The 25,135-nt window shown below is 67.8% G+C and carries 19 protein-coding genes and 1 pseudogene; 11 read left to right on the top strand and 9 right to left on the bottom strand.

All coding sequences use genetic code 11. The features are described 5' to 3' along the window. Positions 1–2 precede the first annotated feature (2 nt). Genes AC5P6X_RS05315 through leuB form a run of 4 tightly spaced genes read left to right on the top strand, consistent with a single transcriptional unit; the run spans position 3 to position 3,890 of the window. Positions 3–782, top strand: a complete 780-nt coding sequence (locus AC5P6X_RS05315) for a class I SAM-dependent methyltransferase (RefSeq protein WP_049450538.1) — start codon at positions 3–5, stop codon at positions 780–782. Between the two features lie 60 nt (positions 783–842). After that, on the top strand, positions 843–2,261 hold the full coding sequence (leuC, locus tag AC5P6X_RS05310; protein WP_005414408.1) for a 3-isopropylmalate dehydratase large subunit: 1,419 nt from the start codon (positions 843–845) through the stop codon (positions 2,259–2,261). Continuing rightward, complete coding sequence (gene leuD, locus AC5P6X_RS05305; RefSeq protein ID WP_088436239.1) at positions 2,261–2,839, top strand: 3-isopropylmalate dehydratase small subunit; 579 nt, start codon at positions 2,261–2,263, stop codon at positions 2,837–2,839. The genes leuC and leuD overlap by 1 nt, the downstream gene beginning before the upstream one ends. Further along, complete coding sequence (leuB, locus tag AC5P6X_RS05300; RefSeq protein ID WP_088436240.1) at positions 2,829–3,890, top strand: 3-isopropylmalate dehydrogenase; 1,062 nt, start codon at positions 2,829–2,831, stop codon at positions 3,888–3,890. The genes leuD and leuB overlap by 11 nt, the downstream gene beginning before the upstream one ends. 101 nt (positions 3,891–3,991) lie before the next feature. On the opposite strand, the gene AC5P6X_RS05295 is transcribed toward leuB, so the two are convergent. Then, positions 3,992–4,765: an SDR family oxidoreductase gene (locus AC5P6X_RS05295; RefSeq protein WP_099605463.1), complete on the bottom strand. Its 774-nt coding sequence runs from the start codon at positions 4,763–4,765 to the stop codon at positions 3,992–3,994. Positions 4,766–4,882: 117 nt separating this feature from the next. Here AC5P6X_RS05295 and AC5P6X_RS05290 point away from each other — a divergent pair, with 117 nt between their 5' ends. After that, positions 4,883–5,788: a LysR family transcriptional regulator gene (locus AC5P6X_RS05290; protein ID WP_049450543.1), complete on the top strand. Its 906-nt coding sequence runs from the start codon at positions 4,883–4,885 to the stop codon at positions 5,786–5,788. Positions 5,789–5,882: 94 nt separating this feature from the next. Here the strand turns inward: AC5P6X_RS05290 and AC5P6X_RS05285 are convergent, their stop codons facing one another. Then, complete coding sequence (locus AC5P6X_RS05285) at positions 5,883–9,044, bottom strand: efflux RND transporter permease subunit (protein WP_005410957.1); 3,162 nt, start codon at positions 9,042–9,044, stop codon at positions 5,883–5,885. Positions 9,045–9,048: 4 nt separating this feature from the next. Then, entirely contained in the window at positions 9,049–10,179 is a 1,131-nt protein-coding gene (locus AC5P6X_RS05280; protein WP_005410958.1) for an efflux RND transporter periplasmic adaptor subunit, read from the bottom strand. Positions 10,180–10,296: 117 nt separating this feature from the next. On the opposite strand from AC5P6X_RS05280, the gene AC5P6X_RS05275 reads away from it, so the two are divergent. The 3 genes from AC5P6X_RS05275 to AC5P6X_RS05265 all read left to right on the top strand — a co-directional run bounded on the left by AC5P6X_RS05275 (position 10,297) and on the right by AC5P6X_RS05265 (position 13,136). Further along, positions 10,297–10,977 carry a TetR/AcrR family transcriptional regulator gene (locus AC5P6X_RS05275; protein WP_005410959.1) on the top strand — a complete coding sequence of 227 codons (681 nt, stop codon included), beginning with the start codon at positions 10,297–10,299 and terminating at the stop codon, positions 10,975–10,977. 136 nt (positions 10,978–11,113) lie between these two features. Then, positions 11,114–11,761 carry a protein-L-isoaspartate O-methyltransferase family protein gene (locus AC5P6X_RS05270; RefSeq protein WP_005410960.1) on the top strand — a complete coding sequence of 216 codons (648 nt, stop codon included), beginning with the start codon at positions 11,114–11,116 and terminating at the stop codon, positions 11,759–11,761. 16 nt (positions 11,762–11,777) lie between these two features. Next, complete coding sequence (locus tag AC5P6X_RS05265) at positions 11,778–13,136, top strand: TolC family outer membrane protein (protein ID WP_033835642.1); 1,359 nt, start codon at positions 11,778–11,780, stop codon at positions 13,134–13,136. 87 nt (positions 13,137–13,223) lie between these two features. On the opposite strand, the gene AC5P6X_RS05260 is transcribed toward AC5P6X_RS05265, so the two are convergent. Then, complete coding sequence (locus AC5P6X_RS05260; protein ID WP_108270724.1) at positions 13,224–14,441, bottom strand: amino acid transporter; 1,218 nt, start codon at positions 14,439–14,441, stop codon at positions 13,224–13,226. 216 nt (positions 14,442–14,657) lie between these two features. Beyond that, on the bottom strand, positions 14,658–15,956 hold the full coding sequence (gene waaA / locus AC5P6X_RS05255) for a lipid IV(A) 3-deoxy-D-manno-octulosonic acid transferase (protein WP_049403581.1): 1,299 nt from the start codon (positions 15,954–15,956) through the stop codon (positions 14,658–14,660). Positions 15,957–16,016: 60 nt separating this feature from the next. On the opposite strand from waaA, the gene AC5P6X_RS05250 reads away from it, so the two are divergent. Beyond that, positions 16,017–16,934 (top strand): LpxL/LpxP family Kdo(2)-lipid IV(A) lauroyl/palmitoleoyl acyltransferase, encoded by a 918-nt coding sequence (locus AC5P6X_RS05250; RefSeq protein WP_005410964.1) that lies wholly within the window; start codon positions 16,017–16,019, stop codon positions 16,932–16,934. A gap of 42 nt (positions 16,935–16,976) precedes the next feature. On the opposite strand, the pseudogene AC5P6X_RS05245 reads toward AC5P6X_RS05250, so the two are convergent. From AC5P6X_RS05245 to AC5P6X_RS05230, 4 genes and pseudogenes are all read right to left on the bottom strand, one after another. Next, positions 16,977–17,341 (bottom strand): annotated as a pseudogene (locus AC5P6X_RS05245) (transposase). 149 nt (positions 17,342–17,490) lie between these two features. Continuing rightward, positions 17,491–18,822, bottom strand: coding sequence for an O-antigen ligase family protein (locus tag AC5P6X_RS05240; protein ID WP_329757017.1), 1,332 nt, complete (start codon positions 18,820–18,822; stop codon positions 17,491–17,493). Beyond that, positions 18,803–19,918, bottom strand: coding sequence for a glycosyltransferase (locus AC5P6X_RS05235; RefSeq protein ID WP_108270727.1), 1,116 nt, complete (start codon positions 19,916–19,918; stop codon positions 18,803–18,805). The genes AC5P6X_RS05240 and AC5P6X_RS05235 overlap by 20 nt, the downstream gene beginning before the upstream one ends. A 15-nt stretch (positions 19,919–19,933) precedes the next feature. Further along, a complete protein-coding gene (locus AC5P6X_RS05230) occupies positions 19,934–20,131 on the bottom strand; it encodes a zinc-finger domain-containing protein (RefSeq protein WP_005410967.1) in 198 nt (65 codons plus the stop codon). Positions 20,132–20,552: 421 nt separating this feature from the next. Between AC5P6X_RS05230 and AC5P6X_RS05225 the strand changes: the two genes are divergently transcribed. Both AC5P6X_RS05225 and AC5P6X_RS05220 read left to right on the top strand, forming a co-directional pair. Then, positions 20,553–23,897 (top strand): GH92 family glycosyl hydrolase, encoded by a 3,345-nt coding sequence (locus AC5P6X_RS05225; protein ID WP_049450551.1) that lies wholly within the window; start codon positions 20,553–20,555, stop codon positions 23,895–23,897. After that, positions 23,894–24,637 carry a basic secretory protein-like protein gene (locus tag AC5P6X_RS05220; RefSeq protein ID WP_088436245.1) on the top strand — a complete coding sequence of 248 codons (744 nt, stop codon included), beginning with the start codon at positions 23,894–23,896 and terminating at the stop codon, positions 24,635–24,637. The genes AC5P6X_RS05225 and AC5P6X_RS05220 overlap by 4 nt, the downstream gene beginning before the upstream one ends. Positions 24,638–25,135 lie beyond the last annotated feature (498 nt).

The raw sequence follows: 25,135 nt of genomic DNA, 5'->3' as shown, positions 1-25,135 counted from the left end.
CCATGAGCGCCTTCGACACCTTCACCCCGGCCAGCGCCGCTGGCCAGCAGTGGAACGCCCAGGACTATGCGATCGACGCCGGCTTCGTCCCGCTGCTCGGCGGCGCGGTCTCGCGCCTGCTCGACCCGCGCGCCGGTGAGCGCATCCTCGACCTGGGCTGTGGCGATGGCGTACTCAGTACCGAACTGGCGCTGGGCGGCGCACGCATCCACGGCGTGGATGCTTCGCCGGAACTGGTGGTCGCCGCCCGAGCACGCGGTGTCGACGCGCAGGTGATGGACGGCCACGCGCTGTCGTTCGACAGCGAGTTCGATGCAGTGTTCAGCAATGCCGCACTGCATTGGATGACGATTCCGGACCGCGTGCTGGAAGGCGTGCGCCGCGCCCTGCGCCCCGGCGGCCGCTTTGTCGCCGAATTCGGTGGCCACGGCAACGTGGCCACGATCATCGCGGCGGTACAGGCCGCGCGCGTGGCCCACGGCCATGGCGCCAGCACCTTCCAGTGGTATTTCCCGACGGCCGATGCCTACGCCGACCGCCTGCGCCAGCATGGCTTCCAGGTGCAACTGATCGAGTGCACGCCGCGCCCGACCGCACTGCCGACCGGCGTGGCCGGCTGGCTGCGGGTCTTCGCCGCACCACTGCTGGACGACCTGCCGGCCGAGGCCCGCGCTACCGTGCGCGAGGCCGCCACCGCGTTGCTGGCCGAGCTGCCGCGCAATGCCGCGGGCGAGCCGCTGGCCGACTACGTGCGCCTGCGCGTGCTCGCCCGCCGTCGCTGACTTGACCGTTCCGTTTTCTTTACTGATGTTCGCTATTTCGTACTTCTGCCAGGCATACGCATGACTTCCGCACCCCGCACCCTGTACGACAAACTGTGGGACGCCCACGTGGTGGTTCCCGAAACCGACAGCGCCCCCGCCGTGCTGTACATCGACCTGCACCTGATCCACGAGGTGACCTCGCCGCAGGCGTTCACCGAACTGCGCGAGCGCGGCCTGTCGCCGCGCCGCCCGGACCGCACCAAGGCGACGATGGACCACTCCACGCCAACCCTGCCGCCTGCCGCCGACGGTACGCTGCCTTACGCCAGCGCCGCCTCCGAAGCGCAGGTCGCCACCCTGGCACGCAACTGCGCCGAACACGGCATCGAACTGTTCGACATGGCCTCGGACAATCGCGGCATCGTCCACGTGATCGCGCCGGAACAAGGCTTCACCCAGCCCGGCATGACCATCGTCTGCGGCGACAGCCACACCTCCACCCACGGTGCGTTCGGTTCACTGGCCTTCGGCATCGGCACCAGTGAAGTCGGCCACGTGCTGGCCACGCAGTGCCTGCTGCAGCGCAAGGCGAAGACCTTCGCGATCACCGTCGATGGCCCGCTGGCGCCCGGCGTCGGCGCCAAGGACGTGGTCCTGCACATCATCGGCGTGATCGGCGTCAACGGCGGCACCGGCCACGTCATCGAGTTCCGTGGCAGCACCATCGAAGCGATGGACATGGAACAGCGCATGACCCTGTGCAACATGTCGATCGAGGCGGGTGCGCGTGCCGGCATGGTGGCGCCGGATCAGGTCACCTTCGACTTCGTCGCTGCTACCCCGCGCGGGCCGAAGGGCGCCGATTTCGACGCTGCCGTGGCGCGCTGGCAGCAGCTGCGCAGCGATGACGGCGCGCGCTTTGACAGCGAAGTGCACATCGACGCCGCCGACATCCGCCCGACCCTGACGTGGGGCACGCATCCGGGCACCGCCATCGCGGTGGATGCACCGATTCCCGCCGCCAACGATGCCGCCGCACAGAAGGGCCTGGACTACATGCATTTCCAGGCTGGCAAGGCGCTGGCGGGCACGCCGGTGGACGTGGTGTTCGTCGGTTCGTGCACCAATGGCCGCCTGAGCGACATGCGCGAAGTGGCGCAGGTGCTGCGCGGCCGTCGCGTCGCTGACCGGGTGCGCATGCTGGTGGTGCCGGGCTCGGAGATCGTCAAGCGCGAAGCCGAGGCCGAAGGCATCCACGAGATCGTGCGCGCGGCCGGTGCCGAGTGGCGCGAGCCGGGCTGCTCGATGTGCATCGCCATGAACGGCGATCTGGTCGCGCCCGGGCAGCTGGCCGTGAGCACCAGCAACCGCAACTTCGAAGGCCGCCAAGGACCCGGTTCGCGCACGCTGCTGGCCTCACCGATGAGCGCGGCGTGGGCCGCGGTGAACGGGCACGTCGCCGATACCCGCGAACTGTTCGCACAGGAGGTGGCGTGATGGCCGGTTTCCATACCCTGACCTCGGCCAGCGTGGTGCTGCGCCAGACCAACATCGACACCGACCAGATCATTCCGGCGCGGTTCCTGTCCACCACCGAACGCGCCGGCCTGGGCCGCAACGCGTTCAATGACTGGCGCTGGCAGGCCGACGGTTCGCCGGTGGCCGACTTCGCCTTCAACCAGCCGCACAACGCCGGCCGCAGCGTCCTGCTGGCGGGCCGCAACTTCGGCTGCGGCTCGTCGCGCGAGCATGCACCATGGGCGCTGACCGATCTGGGCCTGCGTGCCATCGTCAGCAGCGAGATCGCCGACATCTTCCGCGGCAACTCGCTGAAGAACGGCCTGCTGCCGATCGTGCTGGACGAAGCCGACGTGCAGGCGCTGATGCAGCGCCCGGACGACGAGCTGACCATCGACGTGGCCGCACGTGAGCTGCGCACGCCCGATGGGCGCGTCTATTCCTTCCCGCTGGATGGCTTCTCGCAGACCTGCCTGCTGGAAGGCGTCGACCAGTTGGGGTATCTGTTGGGCCGTGTCTCTGAAATCGAACGCTACGAGAGTGAGCATGCACGCTGAAATTGTTGTCCTGCCCGGTGATGGCATCGGCCCGGAAGTGGCCGCCGCGGCAGTCGCCGTCCTGAAGTCTGTCGCCACGCGCTTCAACCACACCTTCACCTTCAGCGAGCACGACATCGGTGGCATCGCCATCGACCGCCACGGCGAGCCGCTGCCGGCCTCGACGTTGACTGCCTGCCAGGCCGCCAACGCGGTGCTGCTGGGTGCGGTCGGCGGCCCGAAGTGGTCCGATCCCAACGCCAAGGTGCGCCCGGAACAGGGCCTGCTGGCGATCCGCAAGGCGCTGGGCCTGTATGCCAACCTGCGCCCGGTGCGTACCCACGAAGCCGCACTGCACGCCTCGCCGATCAAGGCCGAGCTGCTGCAGGGCGTGGACTTCGTGGTGGTACGCGAGCTGACCGGCGGCATCTACTTCGGCGACAAGACCCGCGACGCCGACAGCGCCAGCGACCTGTGCCGCTACACCGTGGCCGAGATCGAACGCGTGCTGCGCAGTGCCTTCCGCCTGGCCCGGCAGCGCCGCGGCAAGGTCACCTCGGTGGACAAGGCCAACGTGCTGGAGACCTCGCGCCTGTGGCGTGACGTGGCCGCGCGCATCGGCCGCGAGGAATTCCCGGACGTTGCGCTGGAGCACCAGCTGGTCGATTCCATGGCCATGCACCTGCTGGCCAAGCCGCGCGAGTACGACGTGATCGTCACCGAGAACATGTTCGGCGACATCCTCACCGACGAAGCCTCGATGCTGGCCGGCTCGCTGGGCCTGCTGCCGTCGGCCTCGCTGGGTGAGCCGGGCGCGGTCGGCATCTACGAACCGATCCATGGTTCGGCCCCGGACATCGCTGGCAAGGGCGTCGCCAATCCGTACGCGACGATCTTCAGCGCCGCGATGCTGCTGCGCCATTCGCTGGGGTTGGAAACGGAAGCCGCTGCGGTGGAAGCCGCCGTGCACGCCGTGCTGGACGATGGCGTGTTCACCGCCGATCTGGCCGCCAAGGGCCAGGCGGTGAGCACGGCAGCCGCCACCGACGCGGTGCTGGCCAAACTCAATTGATCCGATAGCGCCACGCCACGCGTGGCGCCTCTCCCTTCGCACATTGCGGGCCGCCACCCATGGGGTGGCTCTACTGTAGAGCCACGCCATGCGTGGCTGCATTATTTGGTGGTGTACCCACCATTGACCAGGATGGTCTGCCCGGTCATCCACCAGCCGTCGGTGACCAGGAAGCGGATCCACGGCACGATGTCGGCGATGTCGGTCAGGCCGGTGCGGGTGAACGCCGAGAGCGCGGCCGCGGTCTTGTGGTACGCCTGCGCATCGGCACTCTCGGCCGGGTAGAAGAACGGCGTGTCCATCGGGCCCGGCCCGATCGCAGTCACCGAGATGCCGCGCTCACCGAACTCCTTCGATGCGGCGCGGGTGAAATGCTCGACCGGCGCCTTGGTGCCGGCATAGCTGGAATAGAACGGCGTGAACGCACCCAGCAGTGAGGTGACCAGAGTGCAGATGCGGCCACCGTCGTTGACGTGGCGTCCAGCCTCCTTGAGGAAGAAGAACGCGGCCTTGGCGTTGACCGCACTCATCTCGTCGTACTCGGCTTCGCCGATCTCCAGCAGCGGCTTCTTCAGCACCTTGCCGACCGTATTGATGGCGATGTCGGGACGGCCGACTGCGGCCACGGCATCGGCGAACAAGCGCTCCATCGCTGCCGCCGACGTCAGGTCGCCCTGCAGGGCAACCGCCTTGCTGCCAGCGGCCTGCACGGCGGCGACGGTCGCCTCTGCATCGGCCTGGGTGGCGGCGCTGTTGTAGTGGATGACGATGGCTTTGGCGCCCTGGCTGGCGAAGTCGCGGGCGATCAGTCCGCCCAGGTTCTTGGCGCCACCGGCGATCAGCACGGTCTTGCCCTTGAGGGAATGGTCGGTCATGGCGTCGGTCTCGGGAGGGGGCTGCCCGGGGTGGCAGCCCTGCCCTGACGACGATATCGTGCAGAAAATGCGGATAAAGCCCGCCGCATTGACTTAACCTTCCAGAGCCAGCGAACAATGGACCGGATCGATCGCTTCCGCATCTTCACCCGGGTGGTGGAGTGCGCCAGCTTCACCCGCGCCGCCGACCAGCTCGGCCTGCCCCGCTCCACCGTCTCGGCAGCCATTGCGGAGCTGGAGCAGCGGCTCGGCACCCGCCTGCTGCAGCGCTCGACCCGACGGGTGTCCACCACCCACGACGGCGACGTGTTCCATGCCCGCTGCCTGCGCCTGATCGCCGAGGTTGAAGACGCCGAATCGCTGTTCCGGCAGGACGATGCGCAGCCGGTGGGTCTGCTGAAGATCGACGTGCCAAGTCGCATCGGCCGCCGCATCATCGCCCCGGCGCTGCCCGACTTCTTCGCGCGCCATCCGCAGGTGGAAGTCGACCTGGGCATGACCGACCGCGCGGTGAACCTGATCGAAGACGGCTGCGATGCGGTGCTGCGGGTCGGCCAGCTGGGCGATTCCAGCCTGGTCGCGCGCACGCTGGGCCAGCTCGACTTCGTCAACGTTGCCGCGCCGGCCTACCTGCGCGAGTACGGTGTGCCGCAGCAACCTGCCGACCTGCAGCAGCACCGGGCGGTGAACTACGCGTCGCCGACCACGGCGCGGGTGGAACCGTGGGAGTGGCAGGAGGGTACGCAGCTACGCACATTGCCGATGCCCGGCTGGGTGCGGGTGAACAGTGCCGAGGCGTCGATCGCGTGCTGCGTGGCGGGGCTGGGGCTGTTGCAGATTCCGCGCTACGACGTGCAGGCCGAGCTGCAATCCGGTGCGCTGGTGGAAGTGATGCCGCAGCATGTGGCGCAACCATTGCCGGTGACCCTGCTGCAGCCGCATCGGCAGCACCGCGCACAACGCGTGCAGGTATTCATCGAATGGCTGCTGCCAGTGCTAATGACCGGGCTGCAACTGCAGTAGATCCACGCCATGCGTGGATGTGCACAACGTGGATGGGGTCAGAGCCCATTCCCAGCGGGAAAGGGATCCGAGCCCGGCCGCAGAATCCGGGGCATTACGCCCCGGATTCGTCCGGCTTCACCCGGAACCATGCCGCGTACAACGCCGGCAGGAACACCAGGGTCAGCACCGTGCCCACGATCAGGCCGCCCATGATCGAGATCGCCATCGAGCCATAGAACGCGCTGCGCGACAGCGGAATCATCGCCAGCACGGCCGCCAGCGCGGTCAGTACGATCGGGCGGAAGCGGCGCACCGTCGCATCGATGATCGAATGCCAGCGGTCATGCCCGGCATCGATGTCCTGCTGGATCTGGTCGATCAGGATCACCGAGTTGCGCATGATCATGCCGGCCAGCGCGATCGTGCCCAGCAATGCCACGAAGCCGAACGGCGCGCGGAACAGCAGCAGGAACAACGTCGCGCCGATGATGCCCAGCGGCGCGGTCACCAGCACCATCGCCGCACGCGAGAAGCTGCGCAGCTGCAGCATCAGCAGCGTGGCCACCACCACCAGGAACAGCGGCATGCCGGCCTTGATCGAGTTCTGGCCACGTGCCGAATCCTCCACGGTACCGCCGGTTTCCAGCAGGTAACCGTTCGGCAGCTCGGCACGGATGCCATCCAGCGTCGGCAGGATCTGATGCACCACGTCCAGCGGCTGCATGCCATCGCTGATGTCGGCACGCACGGTCACCGTCGGCAGGCGGTTGCGGTGCCAGATGATGCCGTCCTCGAAGCCGTACTCCATCGTCGCCACCTGCGACAGCGTGATGCTGCCGCCGTTGGCGGTCGGCATCGACAGGCTGGACAGCAGCTCCAGCTGGTTGCGCTCATCGGCCGGGCCACGCAGCAGCATCTCGATCTGGCGGTTGCCCTCGCGGTACACGCTCACCGACTGCCCGGCCAGCGAACTGGACAGGAACTGGCTGACCTGGGCACTGCTCACGCCCAGCGCCCGCGCACGCTCCTGGTCGATCACCAGCCGCACCACCTTGCTCGGCTCGCTCCAGTCCAGGTTGACGTTCATCACGTGCGGGTTCTCACGCACCTTGGCTTCGACCTGGCGCGCGATCGCCTGCACCTTCTCGATGTGCTCGCCGGAAATGCGCATCTGCACCGGATAGCCGACCGGCGGGCCGTTCTCCAGGCGGGTCACGCGCATCTGCACGTCCGGGAACTTCGGAATCACCTCGTGCAGCAGCCAGTCACGGGTGCTTTCGCGCGCCTTGATGTCCTTGGCCAGTACCACGAACTGGGCGAAGTTGGTGGCCGGCAGCTGCTGGTCCAGCGGCAGGTAGAAGCGCGGCGAACCGGTGCCCACGTAGGACACGTAGTTGGCGATGCCCTCGCGGCTGGACAGCAGCTTCTCCAGCTTCTCGGCCTGGGCCTGGGTCGAGCGCAGCGATGCGCCCTCGGCCAGCTCGATGTCCACCATCAGTTCCGGCCGGGTCGAATCCGGGAAGAACTGCTGCGGCACGAAGCGGAACATCATCAGCGAGAACACGAACAGGGCAATGGTCGCGGCAATCACCCACCAGCGGTGGCGCAGGCAGCCATCGAGGAAGCGACGGAAGCTGCGGTAGAACGGGCGCTGGTACGGATCGTGGTCGTGCCCGTGCTGCGGCGGCGCGATCAGGTTGGCCAGCGCCGGATAGCGGTCGGCCCACTGCTGGCGCTTGGCATGCCAGCGCGCGGACACGCTGCCCGGCTTCGGCGGCTGCGGATTGAACAGGTCCGGCAGCATCTTGTCGCCCAGGTACGGGATGAACAGCACCGCCGCGATCCACGACACCACCAGCGCGATGGTCACCACCTGGAACAGCGAACGCGTGTACTCACCGGTGCTCGAGGCCGCCGTAGCGATGGGCAGGAAGCCGGCCGCCGTGATCAGCGTGCCGGTCAGCATCGGGAACGCGGTCGACTCCCAGGCGAAACTGGCCGCGCGCAGGCGGTCGTAACCCTGCTCCATCTTGGTGGCCATCATCTCCACCGCGATGATCGCATCGTCCACCAGCAGGCCCAGCGCCAGCACCAGTGCACCCAGCGAAATCTTGTGCAGGCCGATGTCGAAGTAGTGCATGACGAAGAAGGTCATCGCCAGCACCAGTGGAATGGTCACGCCCACCACCAGGCCGGTGCGCAGGCCCAGCGAGAAGAAACTGACCAGCAGCACGATCACCACCGCTTCGGTCAGCACCTGCACGAACTCGCCGACCGACTCTTCCACCGACTGCGGCTGGTCGGACACCTTGCGCAGCTGCATGCCCGCCGGCAGGGTCTTCTGCAGGCGCTCGAACTCGGCATCGAGATTGGCGCCGAGCTTGAGGATGTCACCGCCATCCTTCATCGCCACTGCCAGGCCGATGGCCTCTTCACCCATGAAGCGCATCTTCGGCGACGCCGGATCGGCGAAGCCACGCTTGACCTCGGCGATGTCGCCCAGGTGCACGGTGCGGTCACCGGCGCGGATCGGGAACTGGCGGATCGCTTCGATGTCGTTGAACTGGCCGGTCACGCGCAGCTGCACGCGGTCGGTGGCGGTCTCGAAGAAGCTGGTGCCGGTGACCGCATTCTGGTCGGCCAGCGCCTGCTGTACCTGCTGCATCGACACACCCAGCGTGGCCAGGCGGGTGTTGGACAGCTCGATCCACACCTTCTCGTCCTGCAGGCCGACCAGGTCGATCTTGCCGACATCGGGCACGCGCTGCAGTTCCAGCTGGATGCGGTCGGCGTAGTCGCGCATCACCGCGTAGTCGAAGCCCTTGCCGGTCAACGCATAGATGTTGCCGTAGGTGTCGCCGAACTCATCGTTGAAGAACGGACCGACGATCTCGCGCGGCAGCGTCGCACGGATGTCGCCCACGCGCTTGCGCACCTGGTACCACAGGTCCGGGATCTGCCTGGAACGCAGGCTGTCGCGGGCCATGAAGATGACCTGCGATTCGCCGGGGCGCGAATAGGAGCGGATGAACTCGTACTCGCCGGTGTTCATCAGCGCCTTCTCGATCGGCTCGGTCACCTGCCGCGAGACCTGTTCGGCGGTGGCGCCCGGCCACAGCGTGCGCACCACCATCGCCTTGAAGGTGAATGGTGGATCCTCGGACTGGCCCAGGTGCTTGTACGACCACGCGCCGATCAGCGCGAAGGCCAGCATCGCGAACAGCACCAGCGGGCGGTTGGCCAGCGCCCACTCGGAAAGATTGAAGCGGCGCACCGGCTTACTCCTTGGCCTTGGCGGCAGCGGCCGGCGCGGCCGGCTTCAGCACCGGGCGGTTCTGCCGGTCCACGGCGATCACCGGCTGGCCCGCTCGCAGCAGGTGGCCACCGGCGGCAACCACCCAGTCACCCGCGTTCACGCCGGACAGCACCGGCACGGTCTCGCTGCCAAACGCACCGGTGGTGACCGAGGCGGCCTTCAGCGTGCTGTTGGCCGGATCGACCACCCACACGCTGGCGGCACCGTTGGCACCGCGCTGCAGCGCGCCCAGCGGCAGCTGCAGGGTGCCGTGGCGACCGGCGCTGCTGTAGACGCGTGCGCTCTGGCCCAGTTCGACATCGGCCAGCGCATCGGCGGCCAGGCTGACGCGGGTGGCATAGGTGCGTGCCTGCGGATCGGCGGCGGCGGCGATCTCGCGGATCGTACCGGGCAGGCGCTGGCCCGGGCGGTTCCACAGTTCCACCTCGACCGGCTGGCCGACCGCGTAGTCGCGGATGGTCGCCTCGGGCAGGTCGATCAGCACTTCGCGGCCGCCATCGGCGGCCAGGTTGAAGATAGTCTGGCCGGCGGACACCACCTGCCCGGCTTCGGCCTCGCGGCTGGCGATCACGCCATCGGCCGGCGCGCGCAGCTGCGCGTAGTCAGCCTGGTTGCGCAGCACATCGAGGTTGGCGCGGGCCGCATTGGCCTGGCCCTGCGCGGCCTTGAACGCCGCGGACTGCTGGTCCAGCTGCGAGCGGCTGACCAGTTGCTGGTCGGCCAGCACCTGGTAGCGCTTCAGGTCATCACGGGCACGCACCAGGTCGGCCTCGGCCGCAGCCAGCTGCGCCTGCGAGGCACGGGCCTGCAGCGCGAAGTCAGCCACGTCCAGTTCGGCCAGCACGTCCCCCTTCTTCACCCGCTGGCCAGCATCGACGTGGCGCTTGACCAGGTTGCCTCCGACGCGGAACGACAGCGGGCTTTCCTGACGGGCACGCACCGTGCCCGGGAATGCCGCCGGCGCCTGTCCGGCCTGTTCGCCGGGGTGAACCACCAGTACCGGCACGGCCGCCTGCGGCGCCTGTTCCTGTCCCGAACAGGCTGCCAGCGCAGCCACCCACACCATACCGCCCATCCAGCGCACGATCTTCATCGGTCAACGTCCTGAAAACGCAGGGTTGCAACAAGGGGGAGCCGCGACTGCCGGCCCAATTTAATAAACCGGCCGGTATAGTATAAATATCGAACCGCTTGGTCTAGTATTGTTGCGATGAGTTCTTCCACTTCCCGCAAGCCGTCGGCCAAGCCCGCTGCCAAGGCCGCCGGACCCGGGCGCCCCAAGGATCTGGGCAAGCGCGCGGCGATCCTTGAAGCAGCCAAGGTACTGTTCATCGAACAGGGGTATACCGGCGTGAGCATGGACGCCATTGCCGCCCAGGCCGGCGTCTCGAAGCTGACCGTGTACAGCCACTTCGGCGACAAGGAGACCCTGTTCTCCGAGGCCGTGCAGTCAAAGTGCATTGAAATGCTGCCCGATGCCCTGTTCGTGGCCGACGCGGACGGCCCGCTGCGCGACCAGCTGATCGGCATCGGCCTGGCCTTCTTCGAACTGATCACTTCCGATGCGGCGATCTCGATCCAGCGCATGATGATGGCGCCGGAGACCGACGAACGCCTGCGCGAGCTGTTCTGGAAGGCAGGACCGGAACGTACCTGCGAGGCCCTGGCTGACTTCCTGCGGGCACGCGCCGAGCGCGGCGAGCTGGAAATCACCGACTATTCGCTGGCTGGCGAGCAGTTCCTGACCCTGGTCAAGGGCGAAGTGCACATGCATATGATGTGCGGCATGCCACTGTCACCGGTGGAGTGCGACCCTCTTGCCCACGTGACCGCCAGCATCGACTTCTTCCTGCGCGCCTATGCGCCGCGAGGGGCCGGGACGGCTGAATAACCAAAACTGAACGAACCGGAGGTCGCGATGACTTCCGGCACTGCGACCCCGGCCACCCGGCAGCTGATGCTCTGGGCGCGCCGCCGGCCTCCGGCACCGGTAAAATGGCCGGCCCACTGCGCTGGATTTGAACCTCATGACGATTGATTACGCCCACGCCCGCGAACTGATGGTGGAACAGCAGATCCGTCCCTGGGACGTGCTGGACATCAAGGTGCTCGACGTCCTGGCCCGCCTGCCGCGCGAGGCTTTTGTCGCCGATGCACACCGGGCGCTGGCCTACGCCGATGTCGAACTGCCGATCGGCCACGGCCAGAAGATGATGAAGCCGGTCATCGAGGGCCGTACCCTGCAGGCACTGGATCTGCAGCCGGGTGACGAAGTGCTGGAAATCGGCACCGGCAGCGGCTTCCTGTCCGCCTGCATCGGCGCGCTCGCGCGCGACGTGCTGAGCCTGGAGATCGACCCGGAGCTGGCCACCGCCGCGCGTGCCCGCCTGGACGCCTCCGGCCTGGGCACCAACGTCCGCGTGGAAGTGGCTGACGCCCTGTCCTGGCAGACCGAACGCCGCTTTGACGTGATCTGTGTCACTGGTGCGGTCGACGTGGTGCCGTCACAGTTCGCCTCGTGGCTGCGTCCGGGTGGTCGCCTGTTCGTGATCCACGGCCGCTCGCCGGCGATGGAGGCCCTGCTGGTCAAGGCCGACGGCAGCACCGAGTCCCTGTTCGAGACCGATATCGATTACCTGCGTGGTGCCGCCCCGGCACCCCAGTTCCACCTCTGAGTCCAAGGAAGCCGCAATGATCCGCCGATCCCTCGCTGTTGCGCTGGCCACTGCCCTGCTGCCGTTGTCTGCCCATGCCGCCGACCTGCTGCAGGTCTACGAAATGGCACGCAACGGCGATCCGCAGCTGTCCGCCGCCGAATCGACCCGGCTGGTCGACAAGGAAGGCGCCGTGCAGGCGCGCGCCGCCCTGCTGCCGCAGATCAACGGCCAGGCCACGCTGAACCGCACGCGCAGCGAGCCGAACGCCGACATCAACTCCGGCTCGTTCACCAACAAGCGCCGCAATTACACGATCGATGGCAGCCAGACGCTGTTCAACTGGACCCAGATCAACAACCTGCGTTCGCAGCGTGAGCTGAGCAAGGCGGCGGACTTCACCCTCGAATCTGCCAACGACAGCCTGATCGTGCGCACCTCGGCGGCCTACTTCAACGTGCTGGTGGCGATCGAATCGCTGAACGCCGCACAGACCAATGAAGCGGCTGCGAAGAAGCAGTTCGACTTCGCCGACAAGCGCCTGGAAGTGGGCCTGGCGCCGATCACCGACGTGCACGAAGCACGCGCCCAGTACGACCAGGCGCGCGCCAACACCATCGTTGCGCAGAACACCCTGGCCGATAACTACCAGGCCCTGACCGAACTGACCGGCCAGCCGGTGACCAACCTGCGTGGGCTGCCGGCCGACTTCCGTCCGGAAGTGCCGGCCAACCGTGGCAACATCGACGAGCTGGTGCACCAGGCCACCACCCAGAATCCGGCGCTGAAGGCGCAGGAACTGAAGGTGAGCGCCGCCGAAGCCGGCGTGCAGGCCGCGCGTGGTGGCCACTACCCGACCCTGTCGCTGGGCGGCAGCTGGGGCAAGACCGCGACCTGGGGCGACAGCACCGGCTCCGGCTCGCTGTCCCCCGACGCCCGCACCAACAGCATCGGCCTGACCCTGAACGTGCCGATCTTCGCCGGCGGCGCTACCCAGTCCGGCGTGCGCCAGGCGCTGGCCCAGCGTGACATTGCCCAGGACGGCTACGAGCAGCAGAAGCGTGCCCTGGACCGCAACACCCGCAATGCCTACCAGACCCTGGTGCAGGGCATCAGCGAAGTGGAAGCCCGCCGCTTGGCGGTGGTCTCGGCACAGAGCGCCTATGACGCCTCGCAGGTCGGCCTGGAAGTCGGTACCCGTACCGTGCTGGACGTGATCCAGAACCAGCGCATCCTGTTCTCGGCGCAGCTGGACTACGCCCAGGCCCGTTACACCTTCCTGCAGAACCGCCTGCTGCTGAGCCAGTCGCTGGGTGCGCTGGACGTGGCCGAGCTGCAGGACGTCAACCGCCTGCTGACCCAGGACGCGGGCAACCCGGCAACCACCACGCACTGAGTCGTCAGCCTGCCGGTCACGAAGAAGCCACCCGCGAGGGTGGCTTTTTTGTTGGCCGCGCGGACGGAAGCATGCACCCATCGACCGTCAGCCGGGCCAGACCCGCATCCGTTCGACTGCGGCCAGCAGACACAGTGCGATGGCGACGGGAGCCAGCACCGGCAGGGCGCGTGACCGCGGTGCCCGTCCGCGCAGTACGGCCACGCACACGGCCCCCATCACCAACAGGGTTGCCGGACCAGGCAGTACCGGCAGGCTGCCCATGGGCGCCCACAACGCCAGCAATGCCGCCGACAGGACGACGGCAACCGGCACCAGTCTCTCCCGGAACTCCAGGGATCGGTCACCTGCCGTCGGCCACAGCTGCATCGCCAACCGCGCAGCCAACATCAGCAGCACCAGGATGAGCGCCACCAACCCTGCCACTCCCGCCAGCGGCAGCAAGGGCATCACCCAGTACAACTGCGGGTGATGCTGCAGGGCGACCGACAAAGGCCGCGTGCTGGCCAGGGCCGGAAATTCGACCAGGCCCGCCTGCAACGCGGCCAGTACGATCAGCAGCACCATGGCCAGCAGCACGCACGCCGACAGCAGCGGCGGCCGTGCCCTCGCCTGCCTGCCGATGCCAGGAAATCCCAGCGCCAGGCCAACGGTGGCGAACACACCGTACAGCGGCACGCTCGCCGCCAGTACACCGCCGAACCCGAAGCGATAGGGTGCCGTTGACGGCGGCAGCCATGGAATCCAGTACGCGTAGTGCACATGGCGGGCTGCCAGCACCAGCAACAGCAGGCCGGCGCCGACCTTCACCGTCAGCAGCACGCAGGCAACCAGCACCACACGGTGTGGCCGCAGCAATCCGACCACTGCAAGCAACAGCAGGCTGGCAGCAGCCATCAGTTGACCCGGCATCCCGTTGCTGGCCTCGATTCCACACCCAGCCAGCAGTACATGCAGATGGTTGGCGACGGACTGCGCAACGCCAGCGGCAGTCACCACCAGTTCCAGCAGCAGCGCGCCACCGAGCAGAACGGCCGGCACGCCTCCCCAGCAGTCCCGCACCACGCCATGCAGGCCATCGGCAGCGGGCCTTTGCTGGTTCAGAACGTGCAGGCAGTACAGCAGCGGCCCTGTGCCCAGCGCGGCCAGCAGCAGGCTCAGGACGATGGCCGGGCCTGCCTGGGCTGCGGTGTGCTGGCCGACCAGCGCGACCACGCCGCCTCCCAGCAGCAAGGTCAGTGCCACCACCACAAGGCGATCGCCGTACCCGGGCTCATCGATGCCGGGGCTGCTGTCGCTGTCCATCGCAAGTTCCCTTGATATCCGCCCAAGCGCGGTCGACAGCAGACTGACAGCCTGTGCCGGGAGGCGGTATCGGAATACGCGCCATGCGCATCACGATGTGACGGCAGGCACGTTGGCAAGGAAGCTCACGGTCCCGCTACGACAGATTCCAGGTCGCTAAGCAGAATTGACGCGGTCTTTCACGACAGTCACGTCGCGTGCGCCGGCCCTTCGGACTCAGCGGCAAGGCGGCGGCAGGTGTGGTCCGACCAGCGCCAGCGTACGCTGCAGGGCACCGCGTCCGTTGCTGATCAGCGTGCAGCCTGCCCGCGCCATGTCCTCGCGTGCCTGTGGATCTTCGAGCAGGTGCTGCAGCAGTTCGCCGACCGCCTGCACGTCTTCGCCGATCAACAGCGCGCCCGCCTCGCGCATCCGACGGGAAATCTCCGAGAAGTTGTGCAGGTGCGGGCCCGTCACCGCAGCGGTGCCCATCGCCGCCGGCTCCAGCAGGTTGTGGCCACCGATCGGCTGCAGGCTTCCACCGACAAACGCCACCTGCGCGCAGGCATAGAACGGCATCAGCTCGCCCAGGGTATCGATGACGAACACATCGGTTCCAACCTCCGGCCACTGCTTCGCGCGCCGGGTTGCCACGTTCCAGCCCTGCTCCCGCGCCAGCGCCTCCACCTTCGGGAAGCGCTCGGGATGCCGGGGCGCCCACAGCAGCAACAGGTCGGGGTGCTGCCGGCGCAGGCGCCGATGCAGATCGATCACCGCCTGTTCTTCACCATCATGGGTACTGGCGGCGATCCACACCGGCCGCCGGGCCGGCACGCGGGCATGGAACTGCTCGACGAAGCCCTGCACGTCCGGCGTAGTGATGTCGAACTTCAGGTTGCCCAGCGCCTGCACCTGCTCCGGCGCGGCACCCAGCTGCACGAAACGCTCGGCATCGTCCTGCGACTGCGCGGCCACGCAGGTGACCGTGCGCAGTGCGCGGCGGATCAATGACGCCAGCAACCGGTAGCCCCGCAGCGAACGTGCCGAGAGGCGCGCGTTGAGGATGTAGACCGGAATGCCACGGTCACGGCAGCCGAACAGCATGTTCGGCCACAGTTCGGTTTCCAGGATCAGCGCCAGGCTGGGCTGGAAGTGGCCGAGGAAGCGGTTGACGCTGCCGGGCACGTCATACGGCAGGTAGACGTGGTCCAGGGCGTCGCCCCACAGCGCACGCACGCGCTCGGAGCCGGTCGGGGTGATGGTGGTGATGACCCAGCGGATGTCCGGGCGCTCCTTGCGCAGCGCGTTCACCAGCGGCGCAGCGGCATTGACTTCGCCCACCGAGACCGCGTGCAGCCAGACCCGCGGTTGGCCGGTGGGCTGCGGATAGGAGGCATAGCGCTCATCCCAGCGCCGGAAGTATTCACGGACCCGGAAGCCGCGCCAGACCAGGTGGTACACGGTGATCGGCAGCAGGATGTAGAGCACGACCGAGTACAGGCCGCGCAGGATCCATTCGACAGGGTCTTTACGCATGCGGCAAGGATACGGGAGCCCCCCGGGAAAGACACGCGGCCGCCTTGGTAGAATGGGCCAATGTCCGATGCCACCACCGCCGTCCGCCCGTCGCTGCGCGATCCCCGCAACTGGCCGATGTTCGCCGCCATGCTGGGCGCCTTCGCCATCGCCCGCCTGCCGTGGATGCTGCAGCGGGCGCTGGGCCGGGGCGTCGGCTGGATCACCTGGCGCCTGCTGGGCAGCCGTCGCCGCGCCGCCGAGGTCAACCTGCAGCTGTGCTTCCCCGAGAAGGACGAGGCCTGGCGCCAGCGCCTGGTGCGCGACAGCTTCGATGCCCTGGGTGTGGGCGTGTTCGAGTGCATCCGTGCCTGGTGGGGCAGCATCGACAGCATCCGCCCGCAGGTGCAGATCGAAGGACTGGAACATCTGCGGCAGATGCAGGCGGAAGGTCGTGGCGTGCTGCTGGTGTCCGGCCATTTCATGACCCTGGAAATGTGCGGGCGCCTGCTGTGCGACTACGTTGATCTTTCAGGCATGTACCGCAAGCACAAGAACCCGGTGTACGAGTGGGCGGTGAAGTTCGGCCGCCTGCGCTACGCCAAGGCAATGTTCGCCAATGAGGACATCCGCGCCACCGTGCGCCACCTGAAGAAGGGCGGCTTCCTCTGGTACGCACCCGACCAGGACATGCGCGGCAAGGACACCGTGTTCGTGCCGTTCTTCGGCCACACCGCTTCGACCATCACTGCCACCCACCAGCTGGCGCGGATGACCGGCTGTGCGGTGATCCCGTATTTCCATCGCCGCGAAGGCGGGAAGTACTTCCTGAAGATCGGCGCGCCACTGGAGAATTTCCCCAGCGACGACGTGGAAGCCGATACCACGCGGGTCAACCAGGCCATCGAAGAGATGGTGCGCGAGGCGCCCGACCAGTACCTGTGGATCCACCGCCGCTTCAAGCGCCAGCCAGGCGGGCGGAGCGATTTCTACAAGTAGATCCACGCCATGCGTGGATGCTTTTCGATTCCGTGCCGGGATTCACAACGGCCAGCGGCACCAGGCGTACGGGTACTCCCCCACCACGCACGCCAAGCCCGCACGGACCGGATTGGCCAGGATGTACATTGCCTTCTCGTGAAGTGATTCGTCGGTCCGCACTGCATGGTCGTGATAGCCGCGCTGCCACTGCGCAGTTCCATCAGCCAGTGCAGATGGTCGGGCATCACCACCCAGGCGAGACTGTGGCTGAAGCCCCTACGCTCGACGAAGCGCAGGGTGTCGATCAGGATCGCCATGTTCGCCGCATCCGCGAACAACGGTTCACGGCCAAGGGTTGCCGTGGTCAATGAGTACACGTTGCCGGATCGGGAATATCGACCGTAGCGGAGTCCTGGGCTGGCCATGCCTCAAGCGTGCGATACGCATGGAAACACCGGTAGTGGTGGGTTACCTGTGTTTGCGTCGGGAAAGCTCCATCCACGCATGGCGTGGATCCACCACAGGAATCTCCGTTCGGTACGTGCAGTAGAGCCACGCCATGCTGGATGGACGATCACGCCGCCGTCGGCGTGTCGTCCGCGTCGCGCGCCAGCAGGCTGCCGGCGAACAGCGCGGCCAGCAATACGGTCAGGCCACCCCAGAAGGCCGAATAGAACGCCAGATGGGTGTTCAGCGGGAACACGGTCACCGCCAGCGCCAGCATCGCCGGACGCGCGCGTTCGCGGGCCATTGCCGGCGCGTAGCGCCATGCGCGCCAGGCCTGGGCCACCGCCGCCAGCCACAGCAACAGACCAATCACTCCAGTCTCTGCGAGGATTTCCAGCACGATCTGATGGGCATGAAGCGCCGGGGCATTGCCCCACACGGCCGGCCCTTCCTCCGCCACGCAAGCGGGATAGGCATCGCGGAAACCACGTGCACCCACGCCATTGATCGGGTGCTCTTCAATCATGCAGGCGGCGGCTTCCCAGATCCGCGCGCGCCCTGACAGGGCCTCGTCGACACCACGCTCCCCCCCATCCAGGGCCATGGCCGTTCGCGCGAAGCGCTCGCGCAGCTGCGGCACGCTGGCGGTCAGCGCACCGGCGCCGAGCACCGCCACCAGCGCCAGCGCGGCCAGCCGTTTCCAGCCGAACTGGCGCACGCCGCTGTAGGCCAGCACCAGCGCGAAGGTGATCCACGAGGCGCGCGAACCGGCCAACAGCAGCACGCTGCCCAGCGCTGCTGCAGCCAGCAGCCAGCCCGTATTGCCAACGCGCCGCGCGGCGGGCAGCAGCAGGAACGGCGACAGGCTGGCCAGCACCTGGCCGAACTTCAGGTTGCACGGTCCCAGTGCGCCACTGAGGCGATCTGCCAGTGCGGCCTCGTCGGCCGGGCACAGTGCGTGGCCACTGACCGCCAGCTTCAGGTGTTCCAGCGACCAGAACCAGGGGCTGGTGCCGGCCACCGCCTGCACCAGTGCATCCAGCGTCCATGCGCCGGTGATCAGTGCCAGCCCCGCGAAGGTCAGCCGCCGCCGCTCCGGCGTAGCCACCGCGATCGCCACCAGCCACATGAAGGGCAGATAGCGCAGGCCCGCAGCAGCCTTGGTCCACGAGGCCGCCGGATCGATCGCATCGAATGCGGAGAATGCCTGCGGCAGCCAGTAACCAAGGAACAGGATCGAAGTCAGTGCCCAGGCCGCCGTGCTCAACAGATGCGGGCGGCGCTGCAGGCGGCGCGTCACCATGCGCACCGCCGCGTACAGCGCGCCCAGGCCCAACACGGTTTCGGCGATGCCTGGCAACGGCCACATCGCCACGTACGCCAGCACCCACCAGGGCGCCCAGCGCCCGGCGCGGTCGTCGCGCACGATGACGGTGGGGTCAGCCGGCGAGGTCGGCATAGAGGCGGAGGGTATCGCGCTGCATGGCCTGCAGGGTAAACGGGATGCGGGTCGGCAAGGACGGGGGCTGGGCCAGCAGGGCCAGCGCACGTTCACCCAATGCCCGCGCATCGCCGAGCGGCACGGCACCTGCGGGTTGCAGCTGCCGAAGCAGCTCACCAACGCCACCATGGTCCCAACCCAGCACCGGCCGGCCCACCGACAACGCCTCGACCACGGTGCGGCCGAACGCTTCGGGCTTGTCCGACAGCTGCAGTACCAGGTCGCTGGCCGCGTAGGTCTGGGCGATGCGTGCGGTCGGCGTGCTGATGTGCACGGCCTCGGCCACGCCGAGCGCGGCCGCCTGCCGGCGCAGGTCGGCCACGTAGGCTTCACGGCCGGGTTCATCGGTGCCCAGCATCCACAACTGTGCCGGCACGCCGGCGGCGCGCACATCCGCCAGCAGCTGCAATGCGTGTGCGTGACCCTTCAGGCGGGTGCCACGCCCCGGCAACAGCAGCAAGGGGCCTTCAACCTGCGCCAGCCATGGGTACTCTGCCGCAAGCGCCATCCGCGGACGGCGATCGGCACGCGCCACGCGCGGGAACTGGGCCACATCGACGCCACGCGGAATCACCTGCAATGCCTGTTCGGGCACGGTCGGGTAGTGCCGCTGCACGTAATCGCGCACGGTGTTGGACACGCAGATCACGCGTTCGCCGCTGGTCATCACCGCGCTGTAGCGGCTGGGCGAATTCAGCCCATGCACGGTGGTCACCCAGTGCGGGCGTTGCGCGGCAGGCAGGGCACGGATTGCGTACAGGCCCAGCCAGGCCGGCAGCCGCGAGCGGGCATGCACGATGTCCGCACCAACCTCGGCAAACAAGCGGCGCAGGGTCGGCAAGTGGCGCAGGGTCAGCAGCGACTTGCGGCCGATGTCCAGGGTGAGGTGCTCGGCACCGCTGTCGAGCAGCGGCTGCACCAGGCGGCCACCGGCGGAAACCACCAGCGCGCGATGGCCGGCGGCGACCAGGGCCGCAGCGATTTCCAGGGTCGAGCGCTCGACGCCGCCGGAGTGCAGCGCCGGCAGCAACTGCACCACGGTCAATCGGCGCATCGAAGGGGCGGCCGCTTAGTCGGCCAGCACGAACACGGAACCGCAGTACGGGCACTGCGCTTCGCCATTGGGCTCGTCTTCGATCGGCAGGTACACGCGCGGATGCGAGTTCCACAGCGCCATTTCCGGGGTCGGGCAGCTCAGCGGCAGATCGCTGCGGTGCACGGTGTAGCGCTTCTCGGCGTTGGCGGGCGCAGTGGCGGTATGGCTCATGGCGGATGTCGATGAACGGGTTGCGAGGCCTGTGATTCTAGCATCCAGGCCGCCCCGACATTGCGCCGCAACGGGTCTTTGCGCGTATCGGGCCGATTCCCTGCGACCTTGCATGCCACTTCGGGATGAGGTGCCGGTGGGAATTCCCGACCGATCCTGCAGATTCACCCCGGGAAACCACCGACAACGATATTTACCGCATTTGGATCGAACTAAATGGCACTTGTCAGGTTGCCACGGCTGTTGCAGGATCGGGCCAGGTCGTGAACCGGCCTGCCCCAATCCGACCCGATCGCATGGCCCGCCCCCACCGGACCGGCATCGCCTCTTCCACTGCCATCCCGGCGGGCGGAGCGATGCCGTCCGTGGTGTCCGCCGATGCGGGTTCTGCCCGCCGCCAGCCCTTCCGGGAGACCCCTGCATGACCCTGTCCGATCCACGCCGCGCCCTGCTTCCGCTCGCCCTGGCCCTGGCCTGTGCGACTACCGCGATGCCGGTGCTGGCACAGGGACTGCAGAGCTCGTTCGAGCCGGGCCAGCCGGCTCCGGAACCGGCCGCAGGCGCATTGCAGGTCACGATCGGCAATGGCCCCGCGGCGCCCTACGCCGCCAAGCGCAATGTCGGCTACAGCGGCCTGCACGCACTGCGCTACAGCAGTGAAGGTGGCAATGCGCGGCGCGAACTGTTCAAGGCGGACGTGACCATCGAGGCGGATACCACCCTGTCGTGGTTGGTGCTGCCGGAGATCGTCGGCAAGGACACCGTGGCTTCGACCTATGTGTCTCTGGACCTGCTGCTGGACGATGGCAGTCGGGTTTCGGCCGGCACTGCACGCGACCAGCACGGCGTAGCGATCGGCGCCCGCGCGCAGGGCGACTCGAAGACGCTGTACCCGCAGCAATGGGCGCGCAAGGCGGTGCGGCTGGGCGATGTGCCCGCGCTGAAGGGCCGCCGCGTGGTGGCGATCGAACTGGAGGTGGCCAGTGCCGACGGCGCACCGGTCTCCGGCTGGATTGATGACGTTCGCCTGGACACAGTGCCACGGCAGCAGCCAGCGCGCGTCTCCGACTGGGTACTGACCACCCGCGGTACCCAGGCCAACGGCACCTTCTCGCGTGGCAACAATTTCCCGGCCACGGCGGTGCCGCACGGGTTCAACTTCTGGACCCCGGTCACCGATGCCGGTGCGCTGAACTGGCTGTACCGCTGGAACGAGCAGAACGACGCGCAGAACCGTCCGCAGCTGCAGGCGCTTGCGCTGAGCCATCAACCCAGCCCGTGGATGGGCGACCGCCAGACCTTCCAGGTGATGCCATCGGCCAGTCGTGGCGTGCCGGAGGCTGACCGTCGCAAACGTGCCCTGTCGTTCGACCGCAGCCACGAAAGCGCCCGCCCTTACCGCTACGACGTGCGCTTCGACAACGGCGTCGCGGCATCGATCGCGCCGACCGACCATGCCGCGCTGTTCCGCTTTGACTTCCCGGAGGACGGCGACGCCAACCTGCTGTTCGACAACGTCGATGCCCGTGGTGGCCTGACTCTGGACGCCGCCACGCAGACGCTGTCCGGCTACACCGACACGCGCAGCGGCCTGTCCAACGGTGCCAGCCGCATGTACGTGGTGGCCAGCTTCGACAAGCCGTGGCGCAGCAGTGGGCGCCTCAGCACCGGCCGCCCGACCGGCTACATCAAGTTCGATGCCGGCAGCGACCGGCGGGTGACCATGCGCATCGCCACTTCGCTGATCTCGGTGGAGCAGGCACGACACAACCTGGCCCTGGAAATCACCGCCACCGATACGCTGGAGAGCGTGGCCGGCCGTGCGCAGGATGCATGGGACGCACGCCTGACCCGCTTCGACATCGGCGATGCCAGCGACGACCAGAAGACCACGCTGTATTCCAGCCTGTACCGGCTGTTCCTGTACCCGAATTCCGGCCATGAAAACGTGGGCAGCGCCGCCGCACCGGAGTGGCGCTACGCCAACCAGGCCAGCGCCAGCGATGACAACACCGATGGCAGCGCGACCCGCACCTTTGCCGCCGTGCGCGATGGCAAGGTGTTCGTCAACAATGGCTTCTGGGACACCTTCCGCACCACGTGGCCGGCCTACGCGCTGTTCACGCCCGACGATGCCGGGCAGATGGTGCAGGGTTTCATCGAGCAGTACCGCGCTGGCGGCTGGATCGCGCGCTGGTCGTCGCCGGGCTACGCGGACCTGATGGTCGGCACCAGCTCGGACGTGGCCTTCGCCGATGTGTGGCTGAAGGGCGTCGGCGGCTTCGATCCGGGCGAGGCCTACGCCGCCGCGCTGAAGAACGCGACCGTGGTACCACCCGACCGCCATGTCGGCCGCAAGGGCATGGACCGTTCGACCTTCCGGGGCTACGCCAGCGCCGACGTGCATGAGGGCATGTCGTGGACGATGGAAGGCGCACTCAATGACTTCGGCATCGCCAACATGGCCGATGCGCTGGCCAAGCGCGCGGCCACGCCGGCCGCACGCGAGCGCTACAGCACCGAAGCCGACTACTTCCGCCACCGCGCTGCCAGCTACGCGACGATGTTCGACCCTGCCGCCGGCTTCTTCCAGGGCCGCAAGGCGGATGGCCGCTGGCGCGTGGACGCCAAGGACTACGACCCGCGCGTGTGGGGCCACGATTACACCGAATCCAACGGCTGGACCTTCGCCTTCACTGCCGCCCATGACGGCGAAGGCCTGGCCGCGCTGTACGGTGGCCGCGACAAGCTGGCGGCGAAGCTGGATACCTTCTTCGCCACGCCGGAAACCGCAGACCCGGCACTGGCCGGCTCCTACGGCGGCACCATCCACGAGATGACCGAAGCGCGCGACGTGCGCATGGGCATGTACGCGCACAGCAACCAGCCGGCGCACCACATCCCGTGGATGTACCTGTATGCCGGGCAGCCGTGGAAGACCCAGCAGCACGTGCGCGAGATCCTGTCGCGGCTGTACGTCGGCAGCGAGATCGGCCAGGGCTATCCGGGCGATGAGGACAACGGCGAAACCTCGGCATGGTACGTGCTGGCCTCGCTGGGCCTGTACCCGCTTCGCATGGGCGCCCCGGAGTACGTGATCGGCTCGCCGGCCTTCGAACATGCACGCGTGGAGCTGCAGGGTGGCGCGGTGCTGACCGTGAACGCGGCCAACAACTCGCGCGAGAACGTCTACGTGCAGTCGCTGAAGATCAACGGCAAGCCGTGGACGAAGACCTGGGTGCCACACGACCTGATCGCCAAGGGCGCGACCCTCGACTTCGTGATGGGACCCCGTCCCTCGCGCTGGGGCAGCGGCGTGGACGATGTGCCGCGCTCGTTGACCGCGCGCGGCCAGCGCCCGCAGCTGCTGCACGACCTGCTCGGCAGCGGCGCGAAGGCGACGCTGGCCGATGGCCGCGCCCTGCCCGCACTGGTCGATAACGATGCGAGCACCACCGTGGGCCTGGGCGGCGGCGCAACCATCGCGCTGACCGGACTGAGCGACGGCACGCCAACGATGTACACGCTCACCAGCGGCGACGGCCGCATCCAGGGCGGTGAGTGGACGCTGGAGGCGCGCAACGGCGGCGGCAGCTGGACCGTGCTCGACCAGCGCAGCGGCGAAGACTTCGAATCCGCCCGCCAGACCCGTCCGTTCCGCATCGCCAGACCCGGCCGCTACAGCGAATACCGCCTGCGCCTGGCGGCACCGGCACGGCTGCCACTGGCGGAGATCGAACTGCTGGCGGCCGGCACCGTACAATGAGCGGCATGCGCTACCGTCTTCTGCCTCTGGCCCTTGTTGCCCTGTCCTTCTCAAGTTTCGGCCAGACCCAGGCGTTCGATACGCAGCTGACCCGCGACGGCGTGACGCTGAACTACCAGGACGCCCGTGGCGCCCTGGCCGCGCCGCAGCGCAAGCGGGTGATCGATACGTTCTTCTTCGCCTACCTGCGCGAACGTGCGGACTTCCACCCGCCCGCGCCGGCGATGGTGCGCATCGTGATCGATCCGGCCTACACCGGCATCGCCTTCGTCGGCGACAAGGACCAGGCAGCGACGATCACCATCAACCCAGGCTGGTTGGCGCAGCACCCGAACGACATCGACCTGGTCACCCATGAGGCGATGCACATCGTGCAGGGCTATCCAGGTTACGGCGAAGCACGGGTGCCGGGCTGGCTGGTGGAAGGCATCGCCGACTACGCACGCGACCGCTACGGCATGGATAATGCCGCCGCAGGCTGGGTGCTGCCGGGCAAGGTCGAGAAGGGGCAGAATTTCGACAGCGGCTACCGGGTGACCGGTGCGTTCCTGAAATGGGCCGAGGCCGAGTATCCCGGCCTGGTGCTGGCGCTGGACAAGGCCCTGCGCGACGGCCGCTATACGCCGGCGCTGTGGCAGAAGCACACCGGCAAGGCACTGCCGGCGCTGTGGACGCAGTACGCCAAGCCGCGTTCGGATGCACCGCCGCCGGCACCAGCGCGCCGCGGCAAGCGGCGCTGACTGGGCGACCAACTGGGTACTGCGGCGACTGGGTACTGCGGCGACTGGGTAGAGTCGACTGGGTAGAGTCGACTGTTAGTCGACTGCCTTTCGTACAGCCCCCGAAAACCCCGCGCTTCGCGCGATAGTCGACCAACGGTCGACTCTACCTCGCTGGCGTCTACGCCTCAGCGCGACTGCACGAAACCGGCGTACAGCGCGAACAGCTGCTGGAAGTACCGCCGCGTCACTCGATTGCGCATGACACCCTCGCCCGTGAAAAGTTGGTCGGGCCCAGGGTGGGAAGGCCGGTCCGGTCCCTTCCCACGGCCGGGCCGCGTGGGCGTATTGGGCCGCAACGGCGTTGCAGGGACATGACCGGGTTGCGTAGCGCGTGTGGCAGCGGTGGGACCGGCATCGGGACCGGCATCGGGACCGGCATCGGGACCGGCATCGGGACCGGCATCGGGACCGGTAGAGTCGACTGTTAGTCGACTATCGCGCGATCGCGCGGGATTT

The sequence above is a fragment of the Stenotrophomonas sp. YJH_SMC_40 genome, assembly GCF_059368615.1.
This window is presented reverse-complemented; position numbering and strand designations above follow the sequence as displayed.

Excerpts from the sequence above, each read along its gene's own strand:
- leuD (WP_088436239.1), top strand. The coding sequence starts at position 2,261 with ATGGCCGGTTTCCATACCCTGACCTCGGCCAGCGTGGTGCTGCGCCAG.
- AC5P6X_RS05265 (WP_033835642.1), top strand. The coding sequence starts at position 11,778 with ATGATCCGCCGATCCCTCGCTGTTGCGCTGGCCACTGCCCTGCTGCCG.
- AC5P6X_RS05275 (WP_005410959.1), top strand. The coding sequence starts at position 10,297 with ATGAGTTCTTCCACTTCCCGCAAGCCGTCGGCCAAGCCCGCTGCCAAG.
- AC5P6X_RS05225 (WP_049450551.1), top strand. The coding sequence starts at position 20,553 with ATGACCCTGTCCGATCCACGCCGCGCCCTGCTTCCGCTCGCCCTGGCC.
- AC5P6X_RS05240 (WP_329757017.1), bottom strand. The coding sequence starts at position 18,822 with ATGCCGACCTCGCCGGCTGACCCCACCGTCATCGTGCGCGACGACCGC.
- AC5P6X_RS05250 (WP_005410964.1), top strand. The coding sequence starts at position 16,017 with ATGTCCGATGCCACCACCGCCGTCCGCCCGTCGCTGCGCGATCCCCGC.
- AC5P6X_RS05280 (WP_005410958.1), bottom strand. The coding sequence starts at position 10,179 with ATGAAGATCGTGCGCTGGATGGGCGGTATGGTGTGGGTGGCTGCGCTG.
- AC5P6X_RS05230 (WP_005410967.1), bottom strand. The coding sequence starts at position 20,131 with ATGAGCCATACCGCCACTGCGCCCGCCAACGCCGAGAAGCGCTACACC.
- AC5P6X_RS05315 (WP_049450538.1), top strand. The coding sequence starts at position 3 with ATGAGCGCCTTCGACACCTTCACCCCGGCCAGCGCCGCTGGCCAGCAG.
- waaA (WP_049403581.1), bottom strand. The coding sequence starts at position 15,956 with ATGCGTAAAGACCCTGTCGAATGGATCCTGCGCGGCCTGTACTCGGTC.
- AC5P6X_RS05235 (WP_108270727.1), bottom strand. The coding sequence starts at position 19,918 with ATGCGCCGATTGACCGTGGTGCAGTTGCTGCCGGCGCTGCACTCCGGC.
- AC5P6X_RS05220 (WP_088436245.1), top strand. The coding sequence starts at position 23,894 with ATGAGCGGCATGCGCTACCGTCTTCTGCCTCTGGCCCTTGTTGCCCTG.
- AC5P6X_RS05295 (WP_099605463.1), bottom strand. The coding sequence starts at position 4,765 with ATGACCGACCATTCCCTCAAGGGCAAGACCGTGCTGATCGCCGGTGGC.
- leuB (WP_088436240.1), top strand. The coding sequence starts at position 2,829 with ATGCACGCTGAAATTGTTGTCCTGCCCGGTGATGGCATCGGCCCGGAA.
- AC5P6X_RS05290 (WP_049450543.1), top strand. The coding sequence starts at position 4,883 with ATGGACCGGATCGATCGCTTCCGCATCTTCACCCGGGTGGTGGAGTGC.
- AC5P6X_RS05270 (WP_005410960.1), top strand. The coding sequence starts at position 11,114 with ATGACGATTGATTACGCCCACGCCCGCGAACTGATGGTGGAACAGCAG.
- leuC (WP_005414408.1), top strand. The coding sequence starts at position 843 with ATGACTTCCGCACCCCGCACCCTGTACGACAAACTGTGGGACGCCCAC.
- AC5P6X_RS05260 (WP_108270724.1), bottom strand. The coding sequence starts at position 14,441 with ATGGACAGCGACAGCAGCCCCGGCATCGATGAGCCCGGGTACGGCGAT.